The organism is Microcoleus sp. PH2017_05_CCC_O_A, from assembly GCF_020738785.1.
In the GTDB taxonomy this organism is placed as follows: Bacteria; Cyanobacteriota; Cyanobacteriia; order Cyanobacteriales; family Microcoleaceae; genus Microcoleus.
The window spans coordinates 1-23,334 of record NZ_JAEQCB010000069.1 but is presented as its reverse complement, the minus strand read 5'-3'; the positions used below and the strand labels follow the sequence as shown (position 1 = coordinate 23,334).

15 protein-coding genes are annotated in these 23,334 nt (G+C 44.9%); 10 read left to right on the top strand and 5 right to left on the bottom strand.

Translation table 11 applies throughout. The features are described 5' to 3' along the window. Window positions 1-743 precede the first annotated feature (743 nt). From JGK20_RS17055 to JGK20_RS17045, 3 genes are all read left to right on the top strand, one after another. On the top strand, window positions 744-3,521 hold the full coding sequence (locus JGK20_RS17055) for an ATP-binding protein (protein ID WP_293178056.1): 2,778 nt from the start codon (window positions 744-746) through the stop codon (window positions 3,519-3,521). A gap of 132 nt (window positions 3,522-3,653) precedes the next feature. Then, window positions 3,654-4,046, top strand: coding sequence for a response regulator (locus JGK20_RS17050; RefSeq protein WP_293178059.1), 393 nt, complete (start codon window positions 3,654-3,656; stop codon window positions 4,044-4,046). Then, a complete protein-coding gene (locus JGK20_RS17045) occupies window positions 4,043-5,380 on the top strand; it encodes an adenylate/guanylate cyclase domain-containing protein (RefSeq protein ID WP_293178061.1) in 1,338 nt (445 codons plus the stop codon). The genes JGK20_RS17050 and JGK20_RS17045 overlap by 4 nt, the downstream gene beginning before the upstream one ends. Before the next feature lie 167 nt (window positions 5,381-5,547). On the opposite strand, the gene JGK20_RS17040 is transcribed toward JGK20_RS17045, so the two are convergent. Both JGK20_RS17040 and JGK20_RS17035 read right to left on the bottom strand, forming a co-directional pair. Further along, window positions 5,548-6,858 (bottom strand): dihydroorotase, encoded by a 1,311-nt coding sequence (locus JGK20_RS17040; RefSeq protein WP_293196683.1) that lies wholly within the window; start codon window positions 6,856-6,858, stop codon window positions 5,548-5,550. Window positions 6,859-7,537: 679 nt separating this feature from the next. Then, window positions 7,538-8,887 carry a histidine phosphatase family protein gene (locus JGK20_RS17035; RefSeq protein WP_293178066.1) on the bottom strand — a complete coding sequence of 450 codons (1,350 nt, stop codon included), beginning with the start codon at window positions 8,885-8,887 and terminating at the stop codon, window positions 7,538-7,540. A gap of 215 nt (window positions 8,888-9,102) precedes the next feature. Here JGK20_RS17035 and JGK20_RS17030 point away from each other — a divergent pair, with 215 nt between their 5' ends. The 7 genes from JGK20_RS17030 to JGK20_RS17000 all read left to right on the top strand — a co-directional run bounded on the left by JGK20_RS17030 (window position 9,103) and on the right by JGK20_RS17000 (window position 17,333). After that, window positions 9,103-10,695, top strand: coding sequence for a type II CAAX endopeptidase family protein (locus JGK20_RS17030; protein WP_293178069.1), 1,593 nt, complete (start codon window positions 9,103-9,105; stop codon window positions 10,693-10,695). Between the two features lie 243 nt (window positions 10,696-10,938). Then, the gene (locus tag JGK20_RS17025) at window positions 10,939-11,151 is read left to right on the top strand and encodes a hypothetical protein (protein WP_293178072.1); all 213 of its coding nucleotides are present in this window, start codon (window positions 10,939-10,941) and stop codon (window positions 11,149-11,151) included. Between the two features lie 89 nt (window positions 11,152-11,240). Continuing rightward, window positions 11,241-11,588 (top strand): NINE protein, encoded by a 348-nt coding sequence (locus JGK20_RS17020; protein WP_293178075.1) that lies wholly within the window; start codon window positions 11,241-11,243, stop codon window positions 11,586-11,588. A 257-nt stretch (window positions 11,589-11,845) separates the two neighbouring features. Beyond that, entirely contained in the window at window positions 11,846-12,550 is a 705-nt protein-coding gene (locus JGK20_RS17015) for a helix-hairpin-helix domain-containing protein (protein ID WP_293231484.1), read from the top strand. Between the two features lie 218 nt (window positions 12,551-12,768). After that, on the top strand, window positions 12,769-13,239 hold the full coding sequence (locus JGK20_RS17010; RefSeq protein WP_293211313.1) for a DUF29 domain-containing protein: 471 nt from the start codon (window positions 12,769-12,771) through the stop codon (window positions 13,237-13,239). Window positions 13,240-13,436: 197 nt separating this feature from the next. Beyond that, complete coding sequence (chlG, locus tag JGK20_RS17005; protein WP_293146994.1) at window positions 13,437-14,447, top strand: chlorophyll synthase ChlG; 1,011 nt, start codon at window positions 13,437-13,439, stop codon at window positions 14,445-14,447. A 156-nt stretch (window positions 14,448-14,603) separates the two neighbouring features. Continuing rightward, entirely contained in the window at window positions 14,604-17,333 is a 2,730-nt protein-coding gene (locus tag JGK20_RS17000; RefSeq protein ID WP_293190999.1) for a penicillin-binding protein 1A, read from the top strand. Between the two features lie 217 nt (window positions 17,334-17,550). On the opposite strand, the gene JGK20_RS16995 is transcribed toward JGK20_RS17000, so the two are convergent. From JGK20_RS16995 to JGK20_RS16985, 3 genes are all read right to left on the bottom strand, one after another. After that, the gene (locus tag JGK20_RS16995; protein WP_293190997.1) at window positions 17,551-18,891 is read right to left on the bottom strand and encodes a 16S rRNA (cytosine(967)-C(5))-methyltransferase; all 1,341 of its coding nucleotides are present in this window, start codon (window positions 18,889-18,891) and stop codon (window positions 17,551-17,553) included. Window positions 18,892-19,090: 199 nt separating this feature from the next. Next, window positions 19,091-21,862: a tetratricopeptide repeat protein gene (locus JGK20_RS16990; RefSeq protein ID WP_293231480.1), complete on the bottom strand. Its 2,772-nt coding sequence runs from the start codon at window positions 21,860-21,862 to the stop codon at window positions 19,091-19,093. A 29-nt stretch (window positions 21,863-21,891) separates the two neighbouring features. Beyond that, a complete protein-coding gene (locus JGK20_RS16985) occupies window positions 21,892-23,208 on the bottom strand; it encodes a hypothetical protein (protein ID WP_293231478.1) in 1,317 nt (438 codons plus the stop codon). Window positions 23,209-23,334 lie beyond the last annotated feature (126 nt).

The window sequence follows — 23,334 nt, the reverse complement described above, 5'->3', positions numbered from 1 at the left end:
GATATCCGCTCCCAAGTTCCCTTTTACATAATTACGTTTTTCTGGTTTTTATAGCAAAAATTGTAGCTTTAGGGGGGGGCAAGGATATATTTATTTTTCCTGCGAGCCATCGGGGGCAAAGCTGCCGATCAGCTCGTATTTACAATTTAATAACTTAGGACTCAGCCTAAAAAGTGATTTTACACGCTACTCATAGCCGCAAGTAAGGTGATGCACGCCACACCCTACATCTAGAAGTTCTGCGTCGAGGACTGGAACTGCAACAAATTCCCAAATAATCCGGATATTCACTCTATTTGGTTGTAAAATTAATTACAGTTGTTTTCCTTTGATTCGTTTTGTCAAATAAACTGCGATCGTGATAGCAAATCTAAAGGATGTCTGCTTTTTTCTGTATGCGCGATCGCCAGGATAACTGCCTGCGTATTTACAGCATCATTTTTTTGACAGCACTGAGGAAACAGGAAATACTGTCTGGCGATGCTTGCGAGTAGGCATCCAAATTTTTAAGGTGGATGTCGGCCACCTACAGTAGTACCTGTAACTAAAGTCAATCAAGAAGTATTAGATGGGGCGATCGCTGTTGCCGGACGATTTGCTTGCTATAATACAGCAAAAATCGCTTGCGTGCACTACAGCAAGGCCAAATTCACAATCAGGGTGCTGGGATAACAAATCATAACTTGTTGGGTGCAACTAATTAAATCCAGAAAGTGTTTTCTAAGCAACAAGTTTTTCCAAGCATGACTACTCCTTCAAACATCAAATTTTTACAACCAACCAAATCTGCTGGCAGATTAGTGGTAAAAGCAGTTCGCTCCCTCCCTTTGCGAACAGTTCTGGTAGTTCCATTCGTGGTGCAAATATTCGCAGCAGTCGGAGTTGTGGGGTATTTGTCATTTCGCAATGGACAGCAAGCTGTTAACGAAGTTGCTACCAAATTGCAGGAAGAAATTAGCGATCGCATCTCCGAAAGAATCCAAGCATACATGGCATTTCCCCACCAACTAAATCAATTCAAAGCCAATGCTTTTGAGCTGGGGGATCTCAACTTGCAAAACATTCCGCAAATACAGCGCCACTTCTGGAAGCAACTGCAAACTTTTGACACAGTAAGCGTTACGTATATTGCCACTCCAGGCGGAGATTTTATTGCCGCGAGGCGCACTAATGAGGGAAACTTTTTATTGCAAGAACGCACCGAGCTTACAGACGGCAACATGAATTATTATGCTGCTAACAACCGCGGCGAACCAACGAACTTAGTTAAAGTAAAACCTAAATTTGACCCGCGAGTTCGTCCCTGGTACACAGCAGCAACCGAAGCACAAACGGCAACTTGGAGCAAAATTTACGCCGACTTTACCAGCAAAGGATTGGGAATTACAGCGGCGCAACCGTTATACGACGAATCGGGGCAGTTGCAGGCAATTTTAGGCACTGACTTACTATTTTCGCGAGTTAACGAGTTCCTCCAAAAGTTAAAAATTGGCAAATCTGGTCAAACGTTTATTATTGAGCGATCGGGTGAATTAATTACAACATCAACGCAAGATCCAGTATATTTAATCAAAGGTGAAGAGACAGAAAGAATTCAGGCAACTGCCAGCCAAAACGCCACCATCAGCCTCACTACTAAATACCTGCAAGAGCATTTTGGTAACCTCAACAACATTCAGCAAAACCAACAGCTTAGGTTAAAGATTAAAGACCAGCTACAATTCATGCAAGTTACGCCCATAAAAGATGACAAAGGTTTGAACTGGCTGATTGTAGTAATTATTCCCGAATCTGATTTCTTGGAACAAATTAATACCAACAACAAAACTACTGTTTTGCTGTGTATTGCAGCTTTGGCGGCAGCTATAATTGTCGGTATACTAACAGCTAGATGGGTGACAAAACCAATTTTACACTTAAATGAAGCAGCAAAAAATATTACCAAAGGTCAGTGGGGAAAAACTGTAGAAATAAACCGGAATGATGAAGTTGGCGAACTTGCTAACTCATTTCAAACTATGGCACAACAACTGCAATTTTCTTTTGAGGAAATGCAAAGTTTGAATGCTGAATTATCCGAGAGTAAAAGCCGACTCAACCAAATTTTAGAAGCCGTGCCGGTGGGGATATTTGTAGCAGAACCCAGCGGTAAACCCTACTACGTTAATTCTCGGGCTCAATCCTTGCTTGGTAAAGACATGGTTGACGATATTAAATCTGCTGAAATTGGAGAGGTATATCAAATTTATCTCGCCGATAGCGGGGAAATATACCCTCAAGAAAAAGACCCGATAGTGTGTGCTTTTCGAGGGGCAAGTGTCAATGCTGACGATATAGAAATTCACCAGCCAAACAGGACTATTCCGCTCGAAGTTTGGGGAACGCCAATTTATGATGACAAAGGAAAGGTGAATTATGCAATCGCAGCTTTTACCGACATTACCCAACGCAAAGAATCCGAAAAATTAGTAGCCGAATACAACCGCACTCTCGAAGTTCAAGTTACCGAAAGAACCCAAGAACTTAGAACAGCATTAGAAGACCTACAAACCACCCAACAAGAGTTAGTTCATTCAGAAAAAATGGCTGCTTTAGGACAATTAGTAGCGGGAGTTGCCCACGAACTAAATACTCCGCTGGGTGCGATCCGTTCGAGTGCCGGAAATATGAGCAAATTCTTGGGACAAACCCTCTCCAACTTGCCCGAACTTTTTCAATCGTTTTCTCCCGAAGAAGCCGATAACTTCTTCATGTTATTAAATCAATCGCTGCAAAAAGATATAACTTTGACAGCCAAAGAAGAAAGGAAATTAAAGCGAACTTTGGTCGGTCAACTAGAAGATGAAAATATTGACGAAGCCGATGATATCGCGGACACCTTAGTAGATATGGGGATTTATGAAGCGGATGACTTTATGTCTCTGTTGCAAAAACCCGATCGCGAGCTAATCTTAGACATGGCTTACAAACTCACAGAAATCCAGCGAGGCACCCAAACAATTAATACCGCAACGGATCGAGCATCAAAAGTCGTCTTTGCTCTGAAAAATTATGCCCGACACGACTCTTCAGAAGTGATGATTCAATCGGATTTAGTTGACGGCATAGAAACCGTACTTACCCTTTATCAAAACAACTTGAAACACGGGGTAGAAGTATTGCGAAACTTCCAAGAAATTGAACCTGTACTCTGCTACCCCGATCAACTAAATCAGGTGTGGACAAATCTCATCCACAATGCCCTGCAAGCGATGGATAATAAAGGTACATTAACTCTGGATGTTTTTCAAGAAAGCAATCGTGTCAAAGTGGCTGTCACGGATAGCGGTAAGGGAATTCCTGAAGAAGTTATCTCGAAAATATTCCAGCCTTTCTTCACAACTAAGCCACCGGGAGAAGGCACAGGTTTAGGGCTTGATATTGTCAGAAAAATCATTGAAAAACATTGCGGTACAATCGAAGTTGCATCGGTTCCTGGCAAAACGACTTTTACCGTTTCTATACCCGTCAATCCCGGATAACCTCTTTGAGGGTAGGCATTGCTCTTATCGCTTCTGCAACTTGCGTTATGCGTTTTTTTGGGGACAGTGCCTGCCCAACAAACTAGAGGATACACTCAATGGCAAACAAAGAACGGCTGAGAATAAAAAAGTATGTCTAAACCTGTTATCCTGTGCGTTGACGACGAAAAAGTAGTTTTGAAAAGTCTCAAAACTCAACTCAAATCAGCCTTTGGCAATACCTACGTTTATGAATTAGCGGAAAATCCCGCCGATGCTTTAGAATTGATAGATGAATTTAATGATGATGATACAGCGATCATCTTGATTGTTTCTGATTGGTTGATGCCGGGAATGAAAGGAGATGAATTCCTAATTCGCGTTCATCAAAAATTTCCGAATATAGTTAAAGTGATGCTGACAGGTCAAGCAGATGAAGATGCTGTTCAAAGAGCATTTGACGAAGCTGATTTGCACCGTTGCTTGCACAAACCTTGGTCGGAAGAAGAGTTAATTGAAACCATTAAAACGGCTTTATCGCTATGAGCAAACAAGTGATTATTTGCGTCGATGACGAAACTACGGTTCTGAAAAGCCTCAAAGCTGAATTAAAAGATGCTTTAGGCAATACTTACCGGATTGAAATTGCGGAAGGAGGTGAGGATGCTCTAGAGTTAGTTGCCGAACTTATGGAAGACGGAGAAGAGATTCCTTTAATTATCTCCGACTACGTGATGCCTGATATGAAAGGAGATGAATTATTGAGGCGGGTTCATGAAATTTCTCCCAAAACTCTCAAGGTGATGCTAACAGGGCAGGCGACAATTGAAGCTGTGGGAAGTGCGATTAAGCACGCGAAACTCTACCGCTATATCGGCAAGCCTTGGCAAACTGAAGACTTGAAATTGACCGTGACAGAAGCCGTTCACAGCTACAGTCAGGATAAAAAACTAGCAGCACAAAATGCCGAACTGCGAAAAGTGAATGAGAGGTTAGAAATAGCCTTGGAACTGCAATCACAATTAACTAAGGCTGCCAGACGGTTTGTGCCGAATGAATTTGTCTCGCTACTAAGCCGTGAAAGCTTGGTTGATATCAAACTCGGCGACAGCGTGGAAAAGGAAATGTCTGTCTTGTTTTCTGATATTCGGGATTTTACGACTCTTTCTGAGGGAATGACTCCTCAGGAAAATTTCAAGTTTATTAATTCTTATTTGAGCCGCATGGAGCCAACGATTATTGAAAATAACGGTTTTATTGATAAATACATTGGCGATGCAATTATGGCTTTGTTCGGTCACAGTGCCAGCGATGCTGTGAATGCTGGAATTTCTATGCTACACCGTCTCGACGATTACAATCAACACCGCGTTAATGAGGGCTTTGCACCGATTAAAATTGGGATCGGTATCAATACGGGCAACCTGATGCTGGGAACTGTTGGGGGAACAACGAGGATGGATAGTACGGTGATTAGCGATGCGGTGAATTTAGCTTCCCGCGTGGAAACGATGACGAAAAGTTACGGGGTATCGATGTTAATTACTAACAATACTTTTTTACAGTTAAATGTAAGTGAATACCAAAAATATGCAATCAGAAATATTGGTCGAGTTAGAGTTAAAGGCAAATCTGAGTTGGTGACGATTCATGAAGTATTTGATGCCGATCCGCCGGAAGTTAAAGATGGCAAGTTAGCAACTTTTAATATATTTATAGAGGCTTTGTGGAACTATAGTGCGAGCAAACATAAGGAAGCGGCACAACTGTTTGCTGAGTGCGTTCGCAAAAATCCGCTCGATCGCGTAGCACAGAATTACCTGAAACGTTCTCAGGAAATGCAGTCACTATTAACTGAGGGTAAGTCGGATTTTTTTTGATTGTTTATTAGTCCTATCAAATGCGGTTTGATCGTTCGGAGTTTAGTCTTTAAATCCCAATACGCTTGGGATTATAAAGTCCGATCGGCAAAATGAGAGTGAAAAACAGATACGCTCGATTGCTTCGTTCCTCTCGAAGGACAAATCCTAAGCCAAGCGTATTGCCCTTAAACCCAAGTTTGTAGAACTTTTCCGGCTATTTGCTGTCCCAACCAAGGTGTGTTTGCCGATCGCGATTTCAGACTGCGCCCTTCAACCGTCCAAGTCATGAGCGGGTCGAACAAAATCAGCTCAGCAGAGGCTCCCAGCGCCACCTTCGCGGGGGTTTGACCGAGACAAACGGCGGGGCCTGTACTCAACACTCGCCACAGTTCTAAAGCGGAAAATTCACCAGTTTCTACGAGTCCGTGCCATAACAGAGGTAGCGCTAATTCCAAGCCGATCGCCCCTGGGGGACTATCCGCAAAAGCCACGGTTTTTTCTTCGTAAGTACGCGGATTGTGGTCGATCGCGATCGCATCAATCACCCCATCTTTCACAGCTTGAATTAAGGCTAATTGGTCGCTCAGATTGCCTAACGGCGGTTCGAGGTGTAAATTCGGATCGTAGGGAACCGAAGCAGTTAGAGCATTTTTGCCAGCGGAATCTTGAGAGTTTCCTGAGATTGCGCCGACATTTAACAGCAAGTGCATCCAAGTTACACTCGCAGTCACCGGTAAATCCCGCGCTTTGGCATCTCGAATCAATTCCACGCTTCGGGCGGTTGAAACGCGCATGATGTGCACTCTTGTTCCCCCAGATGCCACTAACTCCAGGATTGCCGCCAAAGCCGATGTTTCTGCACTTGCGGGAATTCCTGGTAAACCCAAGCGCACGGAGACTGCACCTTCCCGCGCGGCGCCATTTCCGGCTAAAGTGCGATCGCACGGCCACAAGGCGATCGACTTATGCAAGGGCTGGATATACTCAAGCAAACGCCTCACCAGAGCCGGATTAGACAGCGGGAAACCGTCCGCAAACCCTACTATTGGAGAGGAGGCCAGCTCCCCCAACTCGGCCATCTGCTGCCCTTTAACGCCCGCTGTCAGCGCGCCCCAAAAATACAAGCGGGGTAGGGAGGGCGATAAATTGCGGATGTGTTGTTGCAACAAGGCTAAACCGGCCAAGTTGTCCACAGGTGGGGATGTATCGGGCAAAATTGCTAGGCGGGTAAAACCGCCAGCCGCCGCCGCCTGCATTAAGGATTCTAGGGTTTCTCGTTCCTCAAAACCCGGTTCTCCGCTATGACTGTAGATATCGGCTAATCCTGGCCCTAAAATTAGGCCTCGGCAATCCCGGACTTCTGTGTCGGCGGGAATTTCGGTGATGTTTTCTTGGATTGCTGCGATCTGATTTTCGGTAATTAGAATGTCAGCGGTGCGATCGATCTTTGAAATTGGATCGATTACTCTTATGTTTTGTAGCAGTTCGCGATTCATATAGAAGGAAGAGGGAAGAAGGAAGAAGGAAGAAGGAAGAGGGAAGAGGGAAGAGGGAAGAGGGAAGAAGGAAGAGGGAAGAACGAACCGCGAAGACGCTAAGGACGCGAAGCAAGAGGGAAGAAAGGCAAGGGTTTCTGCAATTGATGTTTCGTGGTTGCTATTAAAATTCAGACTTTTGTCCGGCGAAGCGTGGGGGAGGGTATTGGTATTCGTGTTAACTTAAGCTTTAAACGTGCTATCAATCTACTGTTTGATAATTAGGCCTTCGATCCCCCCGCATTCTTGCCCCCTACTCCCTCTTAAGAAGCAGGGCGGTTTTATTGTCCGAAAAATAAATCTGAAACTACTGAAAGCATCGCTCAAACGTCGGGTGGCGTATTAGACGCAACTGTCATATTAATCAAGGTACGTAGTTGGGCTTGGGCCCTCTTTATAAATACGTCTAAAGAGGGCTGAAGCCCAACTACGTACCTATTTCTATGATGACTATAAAACCACCCTGCCTACTCCCCCTTAAGAAGGGGGGAACCGGAAGCACTCTTGCAGCCCCCGGATAGTCTGAGGACTTTGATAAGGCTCTTGTCCCCCCCCTTAAGAAGGGGGGTTAGGGGGGATCGAGACTACGCTAACAGCGAGATTTATCAAGGATTTTAGACTTAAGTTAACACCTCAAAAATTACAGTGCTCCGGCTGCTGTTTGATCGAAAACACCGCCACTTAAATGAGTTGTGATATTCATCGCCTGCAATACGGGCAAACCATCGGGGCCGTGGGGATAATCAATCACGCTAACCGCGCCGTTTCCTTGTTTGAATTTCCAGAAATGTTCGGGTTCTAAGTTGAATAGGTGGCAGAGAAGGGCTTTGTTGACGGCATCGTGGGCAACTACAATTCCTGTACCGCTAACTGATTTTACAATTTCTCGCCACGCTGCGATCGCCCTTGTCCAAACTTGCTCTAAATTTTCTCCTTCTGGCATTTGCACTTTTTCGGGAGATATTTTCCATTCTTCGAGCAAACCTGGATAGGATGCTTCTATTTCTGATTCAAATTTTCCTTCCCAAAGTCCGTGGCTAATTTCGCGCAATTCGTCGCGGAGTTCGAGTTGCAAATCGCCGTGATATTTGAGAATAATTTCGGCAGTTTCTTTCGGGCGCAGCATGGAACTGCTGATGGCAAAATCTAATTTTACATCCTTAAGAAATTCTGCGGCTTGTCGAGCTTGTTCGCGGCCGTTGTCGTTGAGTGGTACGTCTATTTGTCCTTGAAATTTACCTGCTCTATTCCAGTCTGTTTCGCCGTGACGCACTAGCAACAAGCGCGGGCCGCTGTGTCCGTCCCTCGGTTTGGGGAAGATTTCTCCGGTATGGGCGGTTAAATTCAGCGATTCTAATTGAACAGCAATTTTATTGTTGGACTCTGTTTGTTCATCGGCAGATCCCAAATTGATGACACTAATTCCGCAATTTGATTGTTGAATTGATTGATAGTAATCTGGGGCGATTTCTGAAGCTGTGGCGATTAGGGCGCGGTTGATTCCGTTGTGACCTACTACTAGAATTGTGCCAGAAGTGTGGCGTGATAAAAGTTCTTTCCAAAACTTGCGGGCGCTAGCAAAAACGGCTAGTACCGGAAAGTGTTCGATTTCTCCTTCGGGGGAGGGGATTTTCATGGAAAATTTGTCGGGATGTTGTTGCCATTGCTGATATGCTTCGGGGAATTGGTCGATCGCCTCTTGACGCAGCATTCCTTCCCACAATGGCAAATCGATTTCCATCAATTTATCAGTTGGCTGGAGTTGTGGCGGATTTGTCAAGCGCGACAGGATGATTTCGGCTGTTTCTTTGGCTCGTTGCAGGGGACTTGTATAGGCGGCATCAAAGGTGATACTGCTCAGGATGTCGCCTACTTGCTTTGCGCCGGCGCGGCCTGCTTCTGTCAAAATTGATTTATCAAGGCGGCCTTGGATGCGACGTTCTTGATTGTATGTGCTTTTGCCGTGACGGACTAAGATAATGCGGGTCATTCGATTTTAGATTTTAGATTTTAGATTTTAGATTTAGCCTGTTACTGAGTCCGTGGGTGCTGGTGCGTACCTTACCCAGTCTTCGGGTGCGAGGCGAGTCAAAAAGATTAACCAGTGAAATTTTACCAGGTGGCGGGATACTCTCGGCTGCAACGACCTATGATTAAAGATGGGAAAGAGTTAGACACAGATTTGCGCGGGACGGAAAACCAGGAATGACACTGAAGCGGATAATTTTAGGTATTTTAACGGCGATCGCGATCGCTCTGGTCGGTTTATCTTTACTTGCTAGTTGGAGTGAACCCCAAATCCAAAGCCGGCTGGAACTCTATCAGACAAATTTGCTGCTGCACGCCTCGGAGTGGCAAGGAGAAAATAATCAGGGTGCTAATTTAAGTTCGGCGCGCAACAATATTATCGGTTCCGATCCTCTAAATACGGCTTTAACGCAGTATAAAGACGCGCGAGATTCGACTCAAAAAACTCTCGAAACAACTCAAGCACAATTCAAACAAATTCCGCCGACTCTCGTCTCAAAGTCGGAAAATTCTGCTCTCAAATCGGCACAACAAAAGGCTGTGCAAGAGTTGACAAGCCAACAGTCAGCGCTGCTAAACGAACTTGACTTGCGATTGGGAGTTTTGCAGGCAAGCAGCGGCAAAACGAAGGAGGCGATCCAAACTTGGCAGGGTTTAGTTACGCGGTACAAAACTGAAATTGATGCCGATCCTTCCGTGGTAACTGCTCAGGTTTTAACGGGAATTTGGAGCAATCCGCCTCAACTTTTGCCGGATGCTGAGCCGCGCATTCAAAAGTCTTTGGATGGGTGGTTTCGCTATCGCGCTCTAGCACAACTTTACAAGCTGCAAGAACGTTCTAAAGAGCTGGTGGCGCTGCAAGCAGCAGAGCAAGTAACGGCTGAGCAAGCTATAGAAAAGTTGGCAATTGTTGTTGGCGTTCCGGCTATATCTCTTTGTATCGGCACGGTTTTGCTGGTTGGTTTGAGCGTGCAGTGGCTGTTGCAGCGCCAGCAGTTAGATAAGGCAGGTTCGGGGCCGCTGTTGGCGCGCAATGCCAGCTTGACTTGGGATGTGCCTTGGGATGGCGAGATTGTTTGGCAGGTGCTGGTGGTCGGCTTTTTCTTTGTCGGGCAAATCTTGATTCCCTATTTTTTGCTGCCAGTTTCTCTAGCTGTTCTTAAACTGAACCCTGCTACTTTTGACGGGCGCGAAAAGGCTTTTTATATCTTTGCTACTTATTTGTTGCTGTCGGCTGGCGGGCTTTCGGTACTGTATTTTTCGGTCAAGTCTTTTCTACCTTTACCTGATGGTTGGTTTCGGATAGATTGGCGGGGAAATTGGTTTTTGTGGGGGTTTGGCGGCTATTTTGTGGCTTTGCCTTTGGTGGTTGTGGTGTCGCTGATCAATCAACAATTATGGCAGGGACAAGGCGGCAGCAATCCGATTTTGCCGATCGTCCTTGAAGGTAGGGATAACGTGGCTCTGGCGGTATTTTTCGGCACTGCTGCGATCGCCGCTCCGGTTTTTGAGGAAATTGTGTTTCGGGGCTTTCTACTGCCTTCTCTGACTCGCTATTTGCCTGTTTCCGGGGCGATCGCAGCTTCGGCTTTTTTGTTTGCGGTGGCTCACTTGAGTGTCTCTGAGATTCTGCCTTTGGCGACTTTGGGCGCGGTGTTGGGGTTTGTGTACACGCGATCGCGCAATCTCCTCGCCCCCATGCTTCTCCACAGTCTTTGGAATAGCGGAACTCTCTTGAGTCTGTTTCTTTTGGGCGGCAGCGCGGGTTAATTCGGGCGGTTGTTAATAATTGTGAATAAACCGGGCTTTTGTGACATCTATCGGCATTGTCTGCTGAGGTGGAATTTGGCGATCGCCCGGTCGCTGACTTTAACGGAAAAACTTGTTTTAAGATGGAAGTAATATCTTGTAGGTCGATCGATGTCAGGTTAGCCCGGGCGATCGCACCCAACCGAGCGTGACCATTCTGCTAATTTTTATGTTAAATTTAAGTAAGGATGAGGTTTCAAACCAATGAGCAATTTCAACAGCCACAAGTTAGAGAGAACGCCAAGTTGGATGCGTTTCGCACCCTACGCAGCCCTAGGCATTTTAATATTTTCTGTCAATTCCGGTAGCGAACTCAATTATTTCTTGAGAGGCTACTCAGTCATTCTACAGGCTCAAGCCGGTATAGTTCTGCTGTATTTTGCGATGTCCAAGTTTCGCAAAAACCCAAATAAATGAGTAAAAATTAGAATTAGTAATATTGCTTGCCTCGATCGCATTCGTTGTCTATCGCGTTCGTTAAAATAAAAAACTGGGGAAAGGGAAAAATGGTAAAAGATAAAACCGTAGCAGTTGTGTTAGCTTTCTTTATCGGAGGTTTCGGAGGTCACAAATTTTATTTGGGCAACAATGTAGCAGGAGTATTCTATTTGCTCTTTTCGTGGACATTAATTCCCTCACTGATCGCATTTTTCGATTTCATCGGGCTGCTGCTGATGTCGGAACCAGCTTTTAATGCACAGTACAATGGCGGAATGTTGCCGTCTGGGTATGCCCTCAGAGGAGCAAAAGATGTCACAGGGGCGATCGCAGAATTGAAAGGACTTTACGATATGGGCGCAATTACCGCCGAAGAATATGAAGAAAAACGCCAAAAACTGCTGCGGGAATTGTAGTTAAGAAGGAAGAAGGAAGAAGGAAGAAGGAAGAAGGGAAGCCACTATCAAAAGGCTGGGATTTACACAAGAGTCAAATATAAACCAATACGCTTCAGTTAAGCCCGGAGATCCCCCCTAACCCCCCTTACAAAGGGGGGGGACAAGATATTCTCTTTCGTCCCCCTTCTTAAGGGGGATTTAGGGGGATCTCCGGGGAAGAAACATTTTTAAGTGAACCGTATTGAAATCTAAAGTCGAGCGAGGATAGAACTAAAGTGTCTCAAGAGTTATACTGGCTGCGTCAAACTCCAAATTGGGTGTGGTATTCTTTTATTCCGTATTTTGGCGGATTGGCGATCGTCTATGCAGGGCAAAAAACAAATATTCGCAGTTGGATGGGATGGGGTGTTTGCTTTACTTTAGCAGCACTAGCGCTATCTTCTTCAGCTAATTTCGGCACCCTCGTTTGGATAGCTCAAATTGTCACAGCCTTTGCTTTGAAAAAGCGCTATCTGATCAAAACCGCACCCAGAGGCTTGCTGGTTCCTGCAACTGCGACAAATGCCGAAGAACTAGCCAACGTGCGCGGCAAAATAGATATTAACGAGTGTACCAAAGATGATATGGTCAGAATCTTGGGTTTGCCGATCGTCTACGCTAACGATATTGAATCTTTGCAAAACGAAGGCTACCTTTTTACCCACGCCGAAGAGTTATCGGAAATCGCCGGAGTTCCCGAAAGTCACGTCAGACGCATCGCCCCGATGATTTGCTTTAGCTACAATTATCAAAAAGAATCGCAGTTTACTTGGAAGCGGTTAAACATTCTTTCGCCGTCAGAGTTGATCGAAAGCGGTTTAGATGGGGTTGTGGCTGAAAAAATAGTTAGAGAAAGGCAAAGCAAAGGCGCGTACAAATCAGTTGTTGATGTCAAGCGGCGGACGGGACTGCCTTTTGATTCCTACCGCCATATTTGTTGATTTGTTAATTGGTAGTTGTTAAGCTGTTGTGGATTTAATTTTTATTTTGAGGGCGGGCGAGAAGCCCACCCCACTCATTGTTTGATGCACGCAGACCTCAGAAACCCGGTTTCTGACTAGATTTCTCGTGACTCGACCCAAAAATCGTAGAAACCGGGTTTCTTGCTCCCCATGCGTCAGCAATGAAAGTGTCCAAATTGTTGAATTAGGAACAGCTTATGACAACAAAATTAGAAGTTGACCGACATAAATTGTATGATACCGATTACCTCAGATGGATTGAAACCACTGTGGAAAAGTTGCGGGCTCGCGACTACTCAAATATCGATTGGGAAAACTTGATTGAAGAAATAGAAGACATGGGCCGAAGTGAACGCAGGAGTTTGGAAAGTAATCTTGTGGTAATTATCCTGCACTTGCTGAAGTGGCAATTTCAACCCGATCGCAGAAGCGGTAGTTGGAAAGCTAGCATTGCTGAACACCGTAGACGTATTCGCAAAGCTGTGAAAGATTCCCCCAGTCTAAGACCATATCTGGAAGAGGTGTTAGCTGAATGTTATGCGGATGCAGTAGAACAAGCAAGTGCTGAAACTGGGTTGTCGATAGAGACGTTTCCGCAATTGTCCGTTTATACTTCTACTGAGGTTCTAGATTCCAACTTTTTGCCCGATGAAATAATCTCAAAGTAGCATCGTCTGAAAACCCGATCGCCAGATCGTAATTAATCCCATATCAAAAAATATAATACCCAGATTTCCGACAACTTCTCCCAAGTCAGGGATCTAAAAAATTGTGGACTAGACAATGCTTGGAATATTGGTGCTATTCTACAGAATTATTAAAATGCAAAACGACACAACAGCAGATTACCCCTAAAATCACACTTATGTCTGACTCTCCTCCATCCCAAACTCCCCCAGAAACCGCAGCAGACAGTCCTCAAGCAGACAGCCGCAGTGCCAAAACTCGGCAAATGTTGGGTATGAAAGGGGCTGCTAGCGGGGAAACTTCCATCTGGAAGATTCGCTTGCAACTGATGAAACCGATTACCTGGATTCCCCTGATGTGGGGCGTGGTGTGCGGGGCGGCTTCTTCGGGAAACTATGTTTGGAATTTAGAGAATTTTGCGATCGCCTCCGCTTGTATGTTGATGTCAGGGCCTTTGCTGGCTGGCTACACTCAAACTTTGAACGATTTTTACGATCGCGACATCGACGCCATTAACGAACCCTACCGCCCGATTCCCTCCGGTATCATCTCGATTCCCCAAGTAGTTACCCAAATTTTGGTATTATTAGCCGCAGGCATTGCGGTAGCCTATGCTCTAGACTTGTGGGCGGGTCATGAATTCCCCATCATGACTGTTTTGACTCTCGGCGGTGCATTTTTGGCTTACATCTACTCTGCACCACCGCTGAAACTCAAGCAGAATGGCTGGTTGGGAAATTATGCCCTAGGTGCTAGCTACATTGCTCTGCCTTGGTGGGCAGGTCAAGCTTTGTTTGGTACACTAGATCCCACCATTATGGTTTTGACGCTGTTTTACAGTTTGGCAGGACTGGGAATTGCGATCGTAAATGATTTCAAAAGTGTCGAGGGCGATCGCCAATTAGGGTTAAAATCTTTGCCAGTGATGTTTGGCATCGGCACCGCAGCCTGGATTTGCGTGTTGATGATCGACATATTTCAAGCAGGCATTGCAGGCTACCTGATCGGCATTCACCAAAACCTTTACGCTGTCATTCTCCTGCTGTTGATCGTTCCCCAAATCACTTTTCAGGATATGTACTTTTTGCGTAATCCCCTGGAAAATGATGTTAAATATCAGGCAAGTGCTCAGCCTTTCCTGGTACTGGGTATGCTGGTAGCGGGTTTGGCACTGGGCCATGCTGGTTGAGAAAAATTTTGAGTTGGCAATTTTGAGTTAAATATTTTTAACCAAAAATAAACAACTCAAGATTATGCACAGTTTTCTTGAAGAAAAAATGTCAAATTAAAAATTAAAAATTGAAGGGGGTTAGCCTTTTTAATTTTTAATTTTTAATTTAAATTGATGAGGTTTGAAGGTCTGAACGTGTCAGAATTTTTCTCAAATATCAAGGATAAATTGAGTAAAGTCACTAAGGGAGTAGGCGATAATTCCGATCTAGAATCGCCAAATGCTGCCAATAGCACCGGGCTAAACTCATCGCAATCCCCGCCTGAATTGTCGGGGCGGATAACTGGTGAGCGATCGGAGTATGTGATATCAGAAGATGCTGAACCTCCAGAAGAGTCAGAATTAGCATCAGAATATTCCTACTCAGAACAGGATGAATTTCCCATAGTCAAGCGCGATTGGGAAGGATTGAGGCGCTTAATCGTTTGGTTGGAAATTGAACCTCAAGTTAGCAGCTTGCAAGAAAAAGGCAAGAGATTGTTGGGGCCGGGCTTGAGTTTGCTGGGAAATAAATTACCAGAACAATCTCATAGTAGCGAGTTGCCGGAAAATAGCGCACCGCCAAATACCGAACTGCAAATAAATACCGAACTACAGGAAAATAGCGCACCGCCGAATACCGAACTGCAAATAAATACCGAACTACAGGAAAGTATTGCACCGCCGAACACCAAACTGCAAATAAATACCGAAGTACAGGAAAATAGCGCACCGCTAAATACCGAACTGCAAATAAATACCGAACTACAGGAAAGTATTGTACCGCCGGAAGATAGCGCACCGCAGAAAAATACTAAAAAACGGCTCTCCAGGCGCCCTAAATTTTGGATAGGTTTAGGTGTTCTCAGTATAGGAAGTGGCGCTTTAATCTACGGTTTGTGGATTTTATACACCTTAGACAAAGGTTTGCCGGATGTTAACGATTTGTCGGCTTTTAACCGCGACGGGACGCTGACAATTAAGGCGGCTGACAATACGATTTTGTTGCAGTCGGGGCCGGCAACTAGAGATAAGCTGAAACTTAAGGAAATTCCCGAACTGTTGACTAAAGCTTTTATTGCGATAGAAGACCGCCGTTTTTACGAACATCGCGGGGTGGATTATCAAGGTATTGTGCGATCGATCGCTTCTAATGTGATAGCCAGAGATTTGGTGCAGGGCGGCAGTACAATTACCCAACAATTGGCCCGCGTGGTTTTTCTCAATCAGGAAAGAAGCCTTAAGCGGAAGGTTCGGGAAGCTCTTTTAGCTCAAAAAATAGAGCGGGAGTTGACTAAAGAACAAGTCTTAGAAAGATATTTAAATCTGGTTTATTTGGGTTCAGATGCTTACGGAGTGGCGGATGCGGCTTGGGTTTTCTTTAGCAAACCCGTCGATAAATTAACTTTGGCAGAGATGGCAACTTTGGCGGGTTTGCCGCCTGCCCCGAGCGAATATTCGCCTTTAGTTAATCCGGATATTGCTAAGCAACGTCGCAATATTGTGCTGCAACAAATGCAGGAAGCGAAGGTAATTACAGAGGCTCAGGCGAAGGAAGCCCAGGCGGAACCGATAAAAGTGAAACAAAGTCAACCGAAGCGATTTAAAGTAGTCGCGCCTTATTTTGCTAGTTACATTCGCAAGGAATTGCCGCGCTATGTTTCTAAGGATGCTTTGGAATCGGGCGGCTTGACTGTCGAGACGACGGTGGATTTGAAGTGGCAGAAAATAGCGGAACAAGTTATTAAAGATGCGATCGATGTTGATGGCCGCCGTCAGGGTTTTGAACAGGCGGCTTTGGTTTCAATAGAAGCTAAAACTGGGGAAGTTAAGGCCCTGGTAGGTGGCGGAAGTTTTAAAGACAGTCAGTTTAATCGGGCTACGCAGGCTTTGCGGCAGCCCGGATCGACTTTTAAGGGGTTGGTTTATGCGGCGGCTATGGGGGCGGGTTTTTCGCCTTACGACAGCTATGAAGATGCGCCAATTATTATCGACGGCTATCAACCGAATAATTACGGGAAAAAGTTTAGCGGTTGGCGATCGATCTCTGATGCTTTGACGAGTTCGGTAAATGTCGTAGCTGTCAGAGTGTTGATGGATGTCGGGTTTGAACCGGCGATTAAATTAGCCCACGATATGGGAATTAAGTCTAAATTAAGTCCGATTTATTCCCTAGCTTTGGGCTCGTCTGAGGTTAATTTGCTGGAATTAACTAATGCTTACGGTACTTTAGCGTCGGAAGGTAATTTTATTGAAGCCCACGGAATTACTAAGGTGATCGATCAGCGGGGAGATGTGATTTATAAGGCTGATTTTAAACCGAAGCGGGTTTTGGATAAGGATAGTGCGGCAATTACTACTTGGATGTTGGAGGGTGTGGTGACTGGTGGTACGGGCGGGCCTGCTTCTTTGGGCGATCGGGCTGTGGCTGGTAAAACTGGCACTTCGGAAAAGGTGCGGGATTTGTGGTTTATCGGTTACATTCCGCAGGTAGTAACTGGGGTTTGGTTAGGGAATGATGACAATTATCCGACGGGGGGAACTAGCGGTACTGCTGCTTACAATTGGCGCGATTTTATGAGTAAAGCTGTGAAGGGAATGCCGGTGCAGGAGTTTCCCAAGTTGCCTAAGTTGGAGGGCCGCAAAGGCAGTATTAAGGCGAAACCCGTCGAACCGAAGGAGATTATTCGAGGGATGATTATGAATGACGATGGTGCGATCGTCCCTTACAATCCCAATCCCGAACCGAAGCATCGCGAACCAGCTTATCAAGAACCAGCTTACCAAGAACCAGCTTACAAAGAGCCGGCTTATCAAGAACCAGCTTATCAAGAACCAGAGCGTTATCAAGAACCGAGATATTAAGCAATAATTACAAGCAATTGCGATGTGTAGGGGCAGGTTCACCAATAATCCTTAATGAGTACCAACAATTGAAATAAACCTGCCCCCACCCAACCAACAATTTAAATGTACATTGGATTGATTGCAAGAATTGGAATTGGGAATTTTTAACCGCAGATTATGGCAGATTAACACGGATTAACGCAGATGTATTTGCGGACTTCAATCCGATCGCAATTTAATCTCGTTTCAGCCGCACCATAAAAAAGCCATCCATTTGATGCTTGTGCGGCCAAACTTTGACCCATCCTTCTGGTGATGGCTGGACTGGTAAATCAATGGTTGGCGGTTCGATTTGCCAGTCAGGATTGCTATCTAAGAACGATCGCACAACCTGTTCATTTTCCAAAGGATGAATCGTGCAAGTTGCGTAAACTAAGACGCCGCCGGACTTGACAAATGTCGCTGCATTTGCTAGTAATTCCGATTGCAGTTGCGATTGTTGTTGAATATTTTCGGGAGTGTGTCGCCAGCGGGCGTCGGCGCGGCGGTGGAGGGTTCCGAGGCCGGAACAAGGTGCGTCTAATAATACTCTGTCTGCTAGGTTGATAAATTCTGGGAAGTGGCGGCTGTCTCCGGTATGAATTTTAATAGATTTCATCTGGAGTCGATCGGCATTTTCAGCAAGTTTTTTGAGTCGGCTAGCGGTTTTGTCGCAGGCGTAAATAGTACCTGTATCCTGCATTAATTCAGCGCTGTGGGTGGTTTTCCCTCCCGGTGCAGCGCAGGCATCGATGATGGTTTCCCCCGGTTGCGGATCGAGTAAATGGGTGACTAATTGAGCGCTACTATCTTGAATTGTCCACCAACCTTCGCTATATCCGGGGAGATTTTGAATTGCGCCGGTGCTGCCATTTAGTCTTAATGCTTGGGGTAAATGGGGGATTCTGCTGGTTGAGATGTTCTGGGCTTGGAAGGCGGTCTCGATTTGGGCGATCGAGCTTTTTAAGGGATTGATTCTCAGGTCAATTGTGGGAGATTGATTGAACCATTCGCAGAGTTGTTCTGTTTCAGTTTCGCCTATTTGTTCGTTCCACAATTCTACTAGCCAGTCGGGGAAGCTGTGGAGAATTCCGAGGCGTTGGACTGATGATTTATAGTTAGTAACTGTTAATGGGTTTAAGTCGGTTTCGGTTAAACGGATATATTGCCGCAGCAAGCCGTTGACAAAACTGCTGAGTCCTGATAATTTGTTTTCTTTTGCTAGTTGAACGGTGGTGTTGACGGCGGCGGAGGGGGGAATGTGGTTGAGATATTGGAGTTGATATAGGCCTAAATGTAGGATTGTACGTAGATCTGGCGGTTGTTGGGAGGCTTTTTTGGTGGCTAGTTTGTCGATGATGAAGTCGATCGATCGCATTCTCCTGACGCTACCATAGACTAATTCTGTGACTAAACGGCGATCGAGGTCGTTGAGTTGGGAATTGCGAAAAGTGCGATCGAGGGCGGCGTCTGCGAATGCACCGCGACGGTGGACTTCGCGGAGTGCGAGAAAGGCTATTTGACGGGGATTTTGCATAGTCTAAGATATGGCGGCCGAGAAATCGGGTTTTTTACGATAATACTTCGTTACAGCCCGCAAATTCGATAAAAACCCGGTTTCTTTGTCGGAGTGCATGGGGCCGAGAAACCGGGTTTTTACGATAATACTTGGTTCGTACTCGAAGATTTGATAAAAACCCGGTTTCTTTGTCGAAGTCCCTAAATCCTATGTACTCTTATTCTACCTTTCCCAACACCAATGGTTCTAATAAATTGCGTTCTTCAATGGGAAGTTCTAGCAAAACTCGTCTGTCGCCCTTGGTTTCCTTATAGCGGACAGCCGCATTCAGCAGGCGCATGGGAATTTGGAATTGTTCGTAGTTACTGGTTGGTTCTTGCCACAATTCTAACCAAGTGCGGGCGGCTTTGTCGCTGACCATTTCCGACATTAGCGCGGGGATGTTTCGCACAATTGCCTGTCCTAAGACTGAGAGATATTTGTGTTTTTCGTAAACTGCAATTAGGCTGGTGATGCGAGTTTGAGATATAGCTGTATCGTTTGTGGTGAATAGGTTGCTGATAATTAACTCGGCATCTTCGGGAATAGCTTCGTCCTCTGATTCAATGCGTTGAAATGCGTTGTCTAAGGCGACGATGCCTTCATCCCAACGATTCAATCCGAGAATGGCAATGGCGCGGTTGAAAAAGACTGATGAACCTTCCTTACCAAGTTCGATCGCCTTATCACAAGATATTAAAGCTTCTTCATAAGATGCTAAGGCTTCATCATAGCGTTTGAGGTGGTTGAGTACATCGCCTCGAATAAGCCAATACCACTCAGAAAAAGAATTGGAGTCAATTTCAATAGCTTTATCAAAGGATTTTAAGGCTTCTTCATGGCGTTTAAGGTTGTTTAGTAAAATACCTCGCTTAATCGAAGCCCACTGATCATTGGCATTAATTTCTATCGCCCGATCGTAAGATGCTAAGGCTTCATCATAGCGTTTGAGGTTGTAGAGTACATCGCCTCGATAAACCCAAGCCCACTGATGATTGGGATCAAGTTCGATCGCGCGATCGTAAGATACTAAGGCTTCTTCATAACGTTTGAGGTTGTTGAGTACACTACCTCGCAAAGACAAATTCCACTGATAATTGGCATCAAGTTCGATCGCGCGATCGAAAGATACTAAAGCTTCTTCATAACGTTTGAGGTTGTTAAGTTCATTACCTCGCATATACCAAGCCGACTGATAATTGGCATCAATTTCGATCGCGCGATCGCAAGATACTAAGGCTTCTTCATCGCGTCTGAGGTTGTTGAGTACATTACTTCGCATAGCCCAAGCCCAAGCCCACTTATTACTGGGATCAAGTGCGATCGCCTTATCGAAAGATACTAAGGCTTCTTCATAGCGTTTAAGATTTTTGAGTACATCACCTTTATTAGCCCAAGCCCTCGTATAATTGGAATCAATTTCAATAGCTTTTTCTAAACACTCCAAAGCTTCATCGTGGCGTTTAAGCCTATTCAAACAATGTCCATTTTCCGACCAATCCTTTGCCTCACCGCGACTTGCTACCAACTTCTCCGCATAGGCTAAAGCCGAAACATCATCTTTCTGTTCCCGACAATATTCAATTTCATCATAATAAGCCTTCAGACGCGGATCTTCCTCATCTTTTGCCTCCAGCGCTCGCATATGATATTCTCGATCCATCACAGCATCAAGTGGAATCGGTTCCAAATTTCGCCGATACATAAAATGACCTTCTTTCTCCGCAAAATCAACATCCGCCATCCTCAATCCCAATCGCTGCTGCAACTCTTCCCGCGTATACCAAACCCGAATAAAATCCACAATTAATCGAATCGGTTGATTGCGCTGCTTCTTCACCTCCAGACAAAAACGCATCAAAGGTTCCCGCAATTCATACCACGATTCCCGTCCAATCTCTTCTTTTTTGACATAACCTTTTTCCGACAAATCTTTAAGTTGACTAGACACTGTTTGGTGAGTAATAAAACAGTATTTAGCAATTTCTTTCACTGGTGCAGCACCACCTCGATCGCATAAAAAGTCAACAATCTTTCGTTGCTGATTTGAAATATACTTCATCCGATCCTGATAGTATGGCGTGAGACTATCCAGCATTTCCATGAACGGTTCCACCAATTTATCTAGTGATTCAGGAGTCATCAGAAAAGCCGAAAAAACAATATATACGCGAGGACTGCCACCAGAAAGGTAATGCACAACTTTTATGCGATCGCGCCCGGTTGGAGTTTGAATAAAAGATGATAAATCGGTATTCCCTTCTAACTTAGCAATGTGATTCAACAAATCTACAGCATCATCAACCTTAAACTCATTTAATGTATGTGAATAGAAGAAACCATAAAAAGGATTATCATAGAGTTTGACTCCATCAAACAAACTTTGTGATGTCGCCAAAATTGTCAAAAACGAATGATTTTGAATATACGCCCTCAACTGCTTCTGCCCAAATTCTCCCAAGCCGCTAAACACGTCCTCTAAATTTTCAACAATCAACAATAGCACCCGATTTCCAACAAACTCCCTCAGCAATTCTGCCGCCTGATATTCAGCTTGTTCCAGCGACAAATCATAAAGCTTTTCAACTTCATCATGTAACTGAGCTTGATATGCTGCGGGATATTCTTGAGCAATTGCCCGGAATATTCCCCGCAACAAATCCAAAAAAGATGCAATCCCCCATTCCTCTTCGCGCAGCCACGCAATGAGCAATTTATCCTGCAAATCCTCCATCTTGGCGACGCGATGATAAATCAGGGAAACTAAGTGGGTTTTGCCAATACCGCGCGGCCCGATTAGTAGTTGAAAATACTTGCTATCTGTTGTGGCGCTATCCCGGATTTTATCTACTAAATAATTTGCTAGTGTGTGACGTTGTACTAGGATATCTTCCAGGGTTTCTGGTGCCATCAAGCTAGGAGTAAATCGGGAGATAAATGTATTTTTCATAGATTGATTCGGTTGTTATTTAGTATTATTTAACTGGTTCCCCGGCTCTGCCTGGGAACCAGTAATATTAATTCCGGCTGCGCCGGAATAATATAGAGGAGACGGCAGTGCCGTGTCCCTACCGCAATCAATTGTAGGGACACGGCACTGCCGTCTCCTCCGTCTTCTCCGTTTATATCATTCCGATGCAAACGGATTTGATATAACGAGTAGGGGCGGTGCCCCCCCGTGCCCGCCCTCAACATCTCAAGGATTTCCAGTATTTTCTTTTGGATATAATAATCTTTCTGCAAAAGAGTTAACACTTTCCTCGCAATTTCCTTGTCTTGAGTGTCCGACTCTTCCTTGAGACGATTAAACAATTCATCAAATAACAAAGGCTGGTTTGCAACCGCCAAAATATCTAGTAAGTTCCTGGCATAAGGACGCTGTTTCTCATCGTAATAACTATCGATGCGCTCTGCATAATGTTCCATCTTCCAGGGATTCATTGGGTCATCCAAAGAATCAGCAATGATTGCTTTAATCGCTTGTATATCTGCTGAACCACCGCGCAATTTGAGTTTTACAATTAAGTGGTGGATGTAGAAAGGAATGTTACTTAATTCATCAGCTATCGCAACAGCAGTTCCTTGGATATCGGGTGTGACAATATTCTCGCCTTCCAGCAATTTGCGCGCTAAAGTAGTTGCATCTTTAGCCGATAGCGGTGGCACATCTTGCGGATACATATCATTAGTCGGGTCATTTGTATAGCCCACTTTCCTCAGATCGGCAATCACATGATGCAAACCAATTGAACCTGTATAAACCATTCTGACACGAGGATACATCTGGCGAATCGATCGCAAAGTATCCAGCAATTCCATCGCCGATTCGTCGCCGATGTTACGCAGCATATATGGCAGTTCATCCCAAAAGAAGATGAGTGTGCTGTCTTGATTTTCTACCAAATCTGCGATCGTTTCAATCAGCAACTCTTTCCAGTGAGGCGCAGCAATATCGGGTAACTTGAAACCACTAAATTCTGCTCCTCCCAATTTGGTTAGCAATTCGTGAGTCTTCTTGGTGGTGCGATTCAAACGTGTTAAATATGCTTTGACATCCTGAAAGACTGTGTTGACAAATTCTATGGGCGATTTAACATCTTCTAAGTCACGATAAATCGGCAATTTATCTGGGGTAGCATCCGATCGCATCTTCTTAATTACCGAAGTTTTCCCCATCCTTCGTTCGGCACTCAACATAACACTTTGCTGCTCTAAAATCCCCCACAAATCAGAAATTAGCTTGTCTCTACCCATGACTTCGGCTGAAGCAATTTCGCCCCCTGGATTCGCTTTCATATTCTTTCCTTAATTATATTTATGCAATGTTAGAGTCGATAGGGGCATTTCTACCCCTACCTCTCATTCAGAACGGAACGTGAAACTTTCGCTTCATTCCGCTCCTCGATATCTTCATCCTTTTTT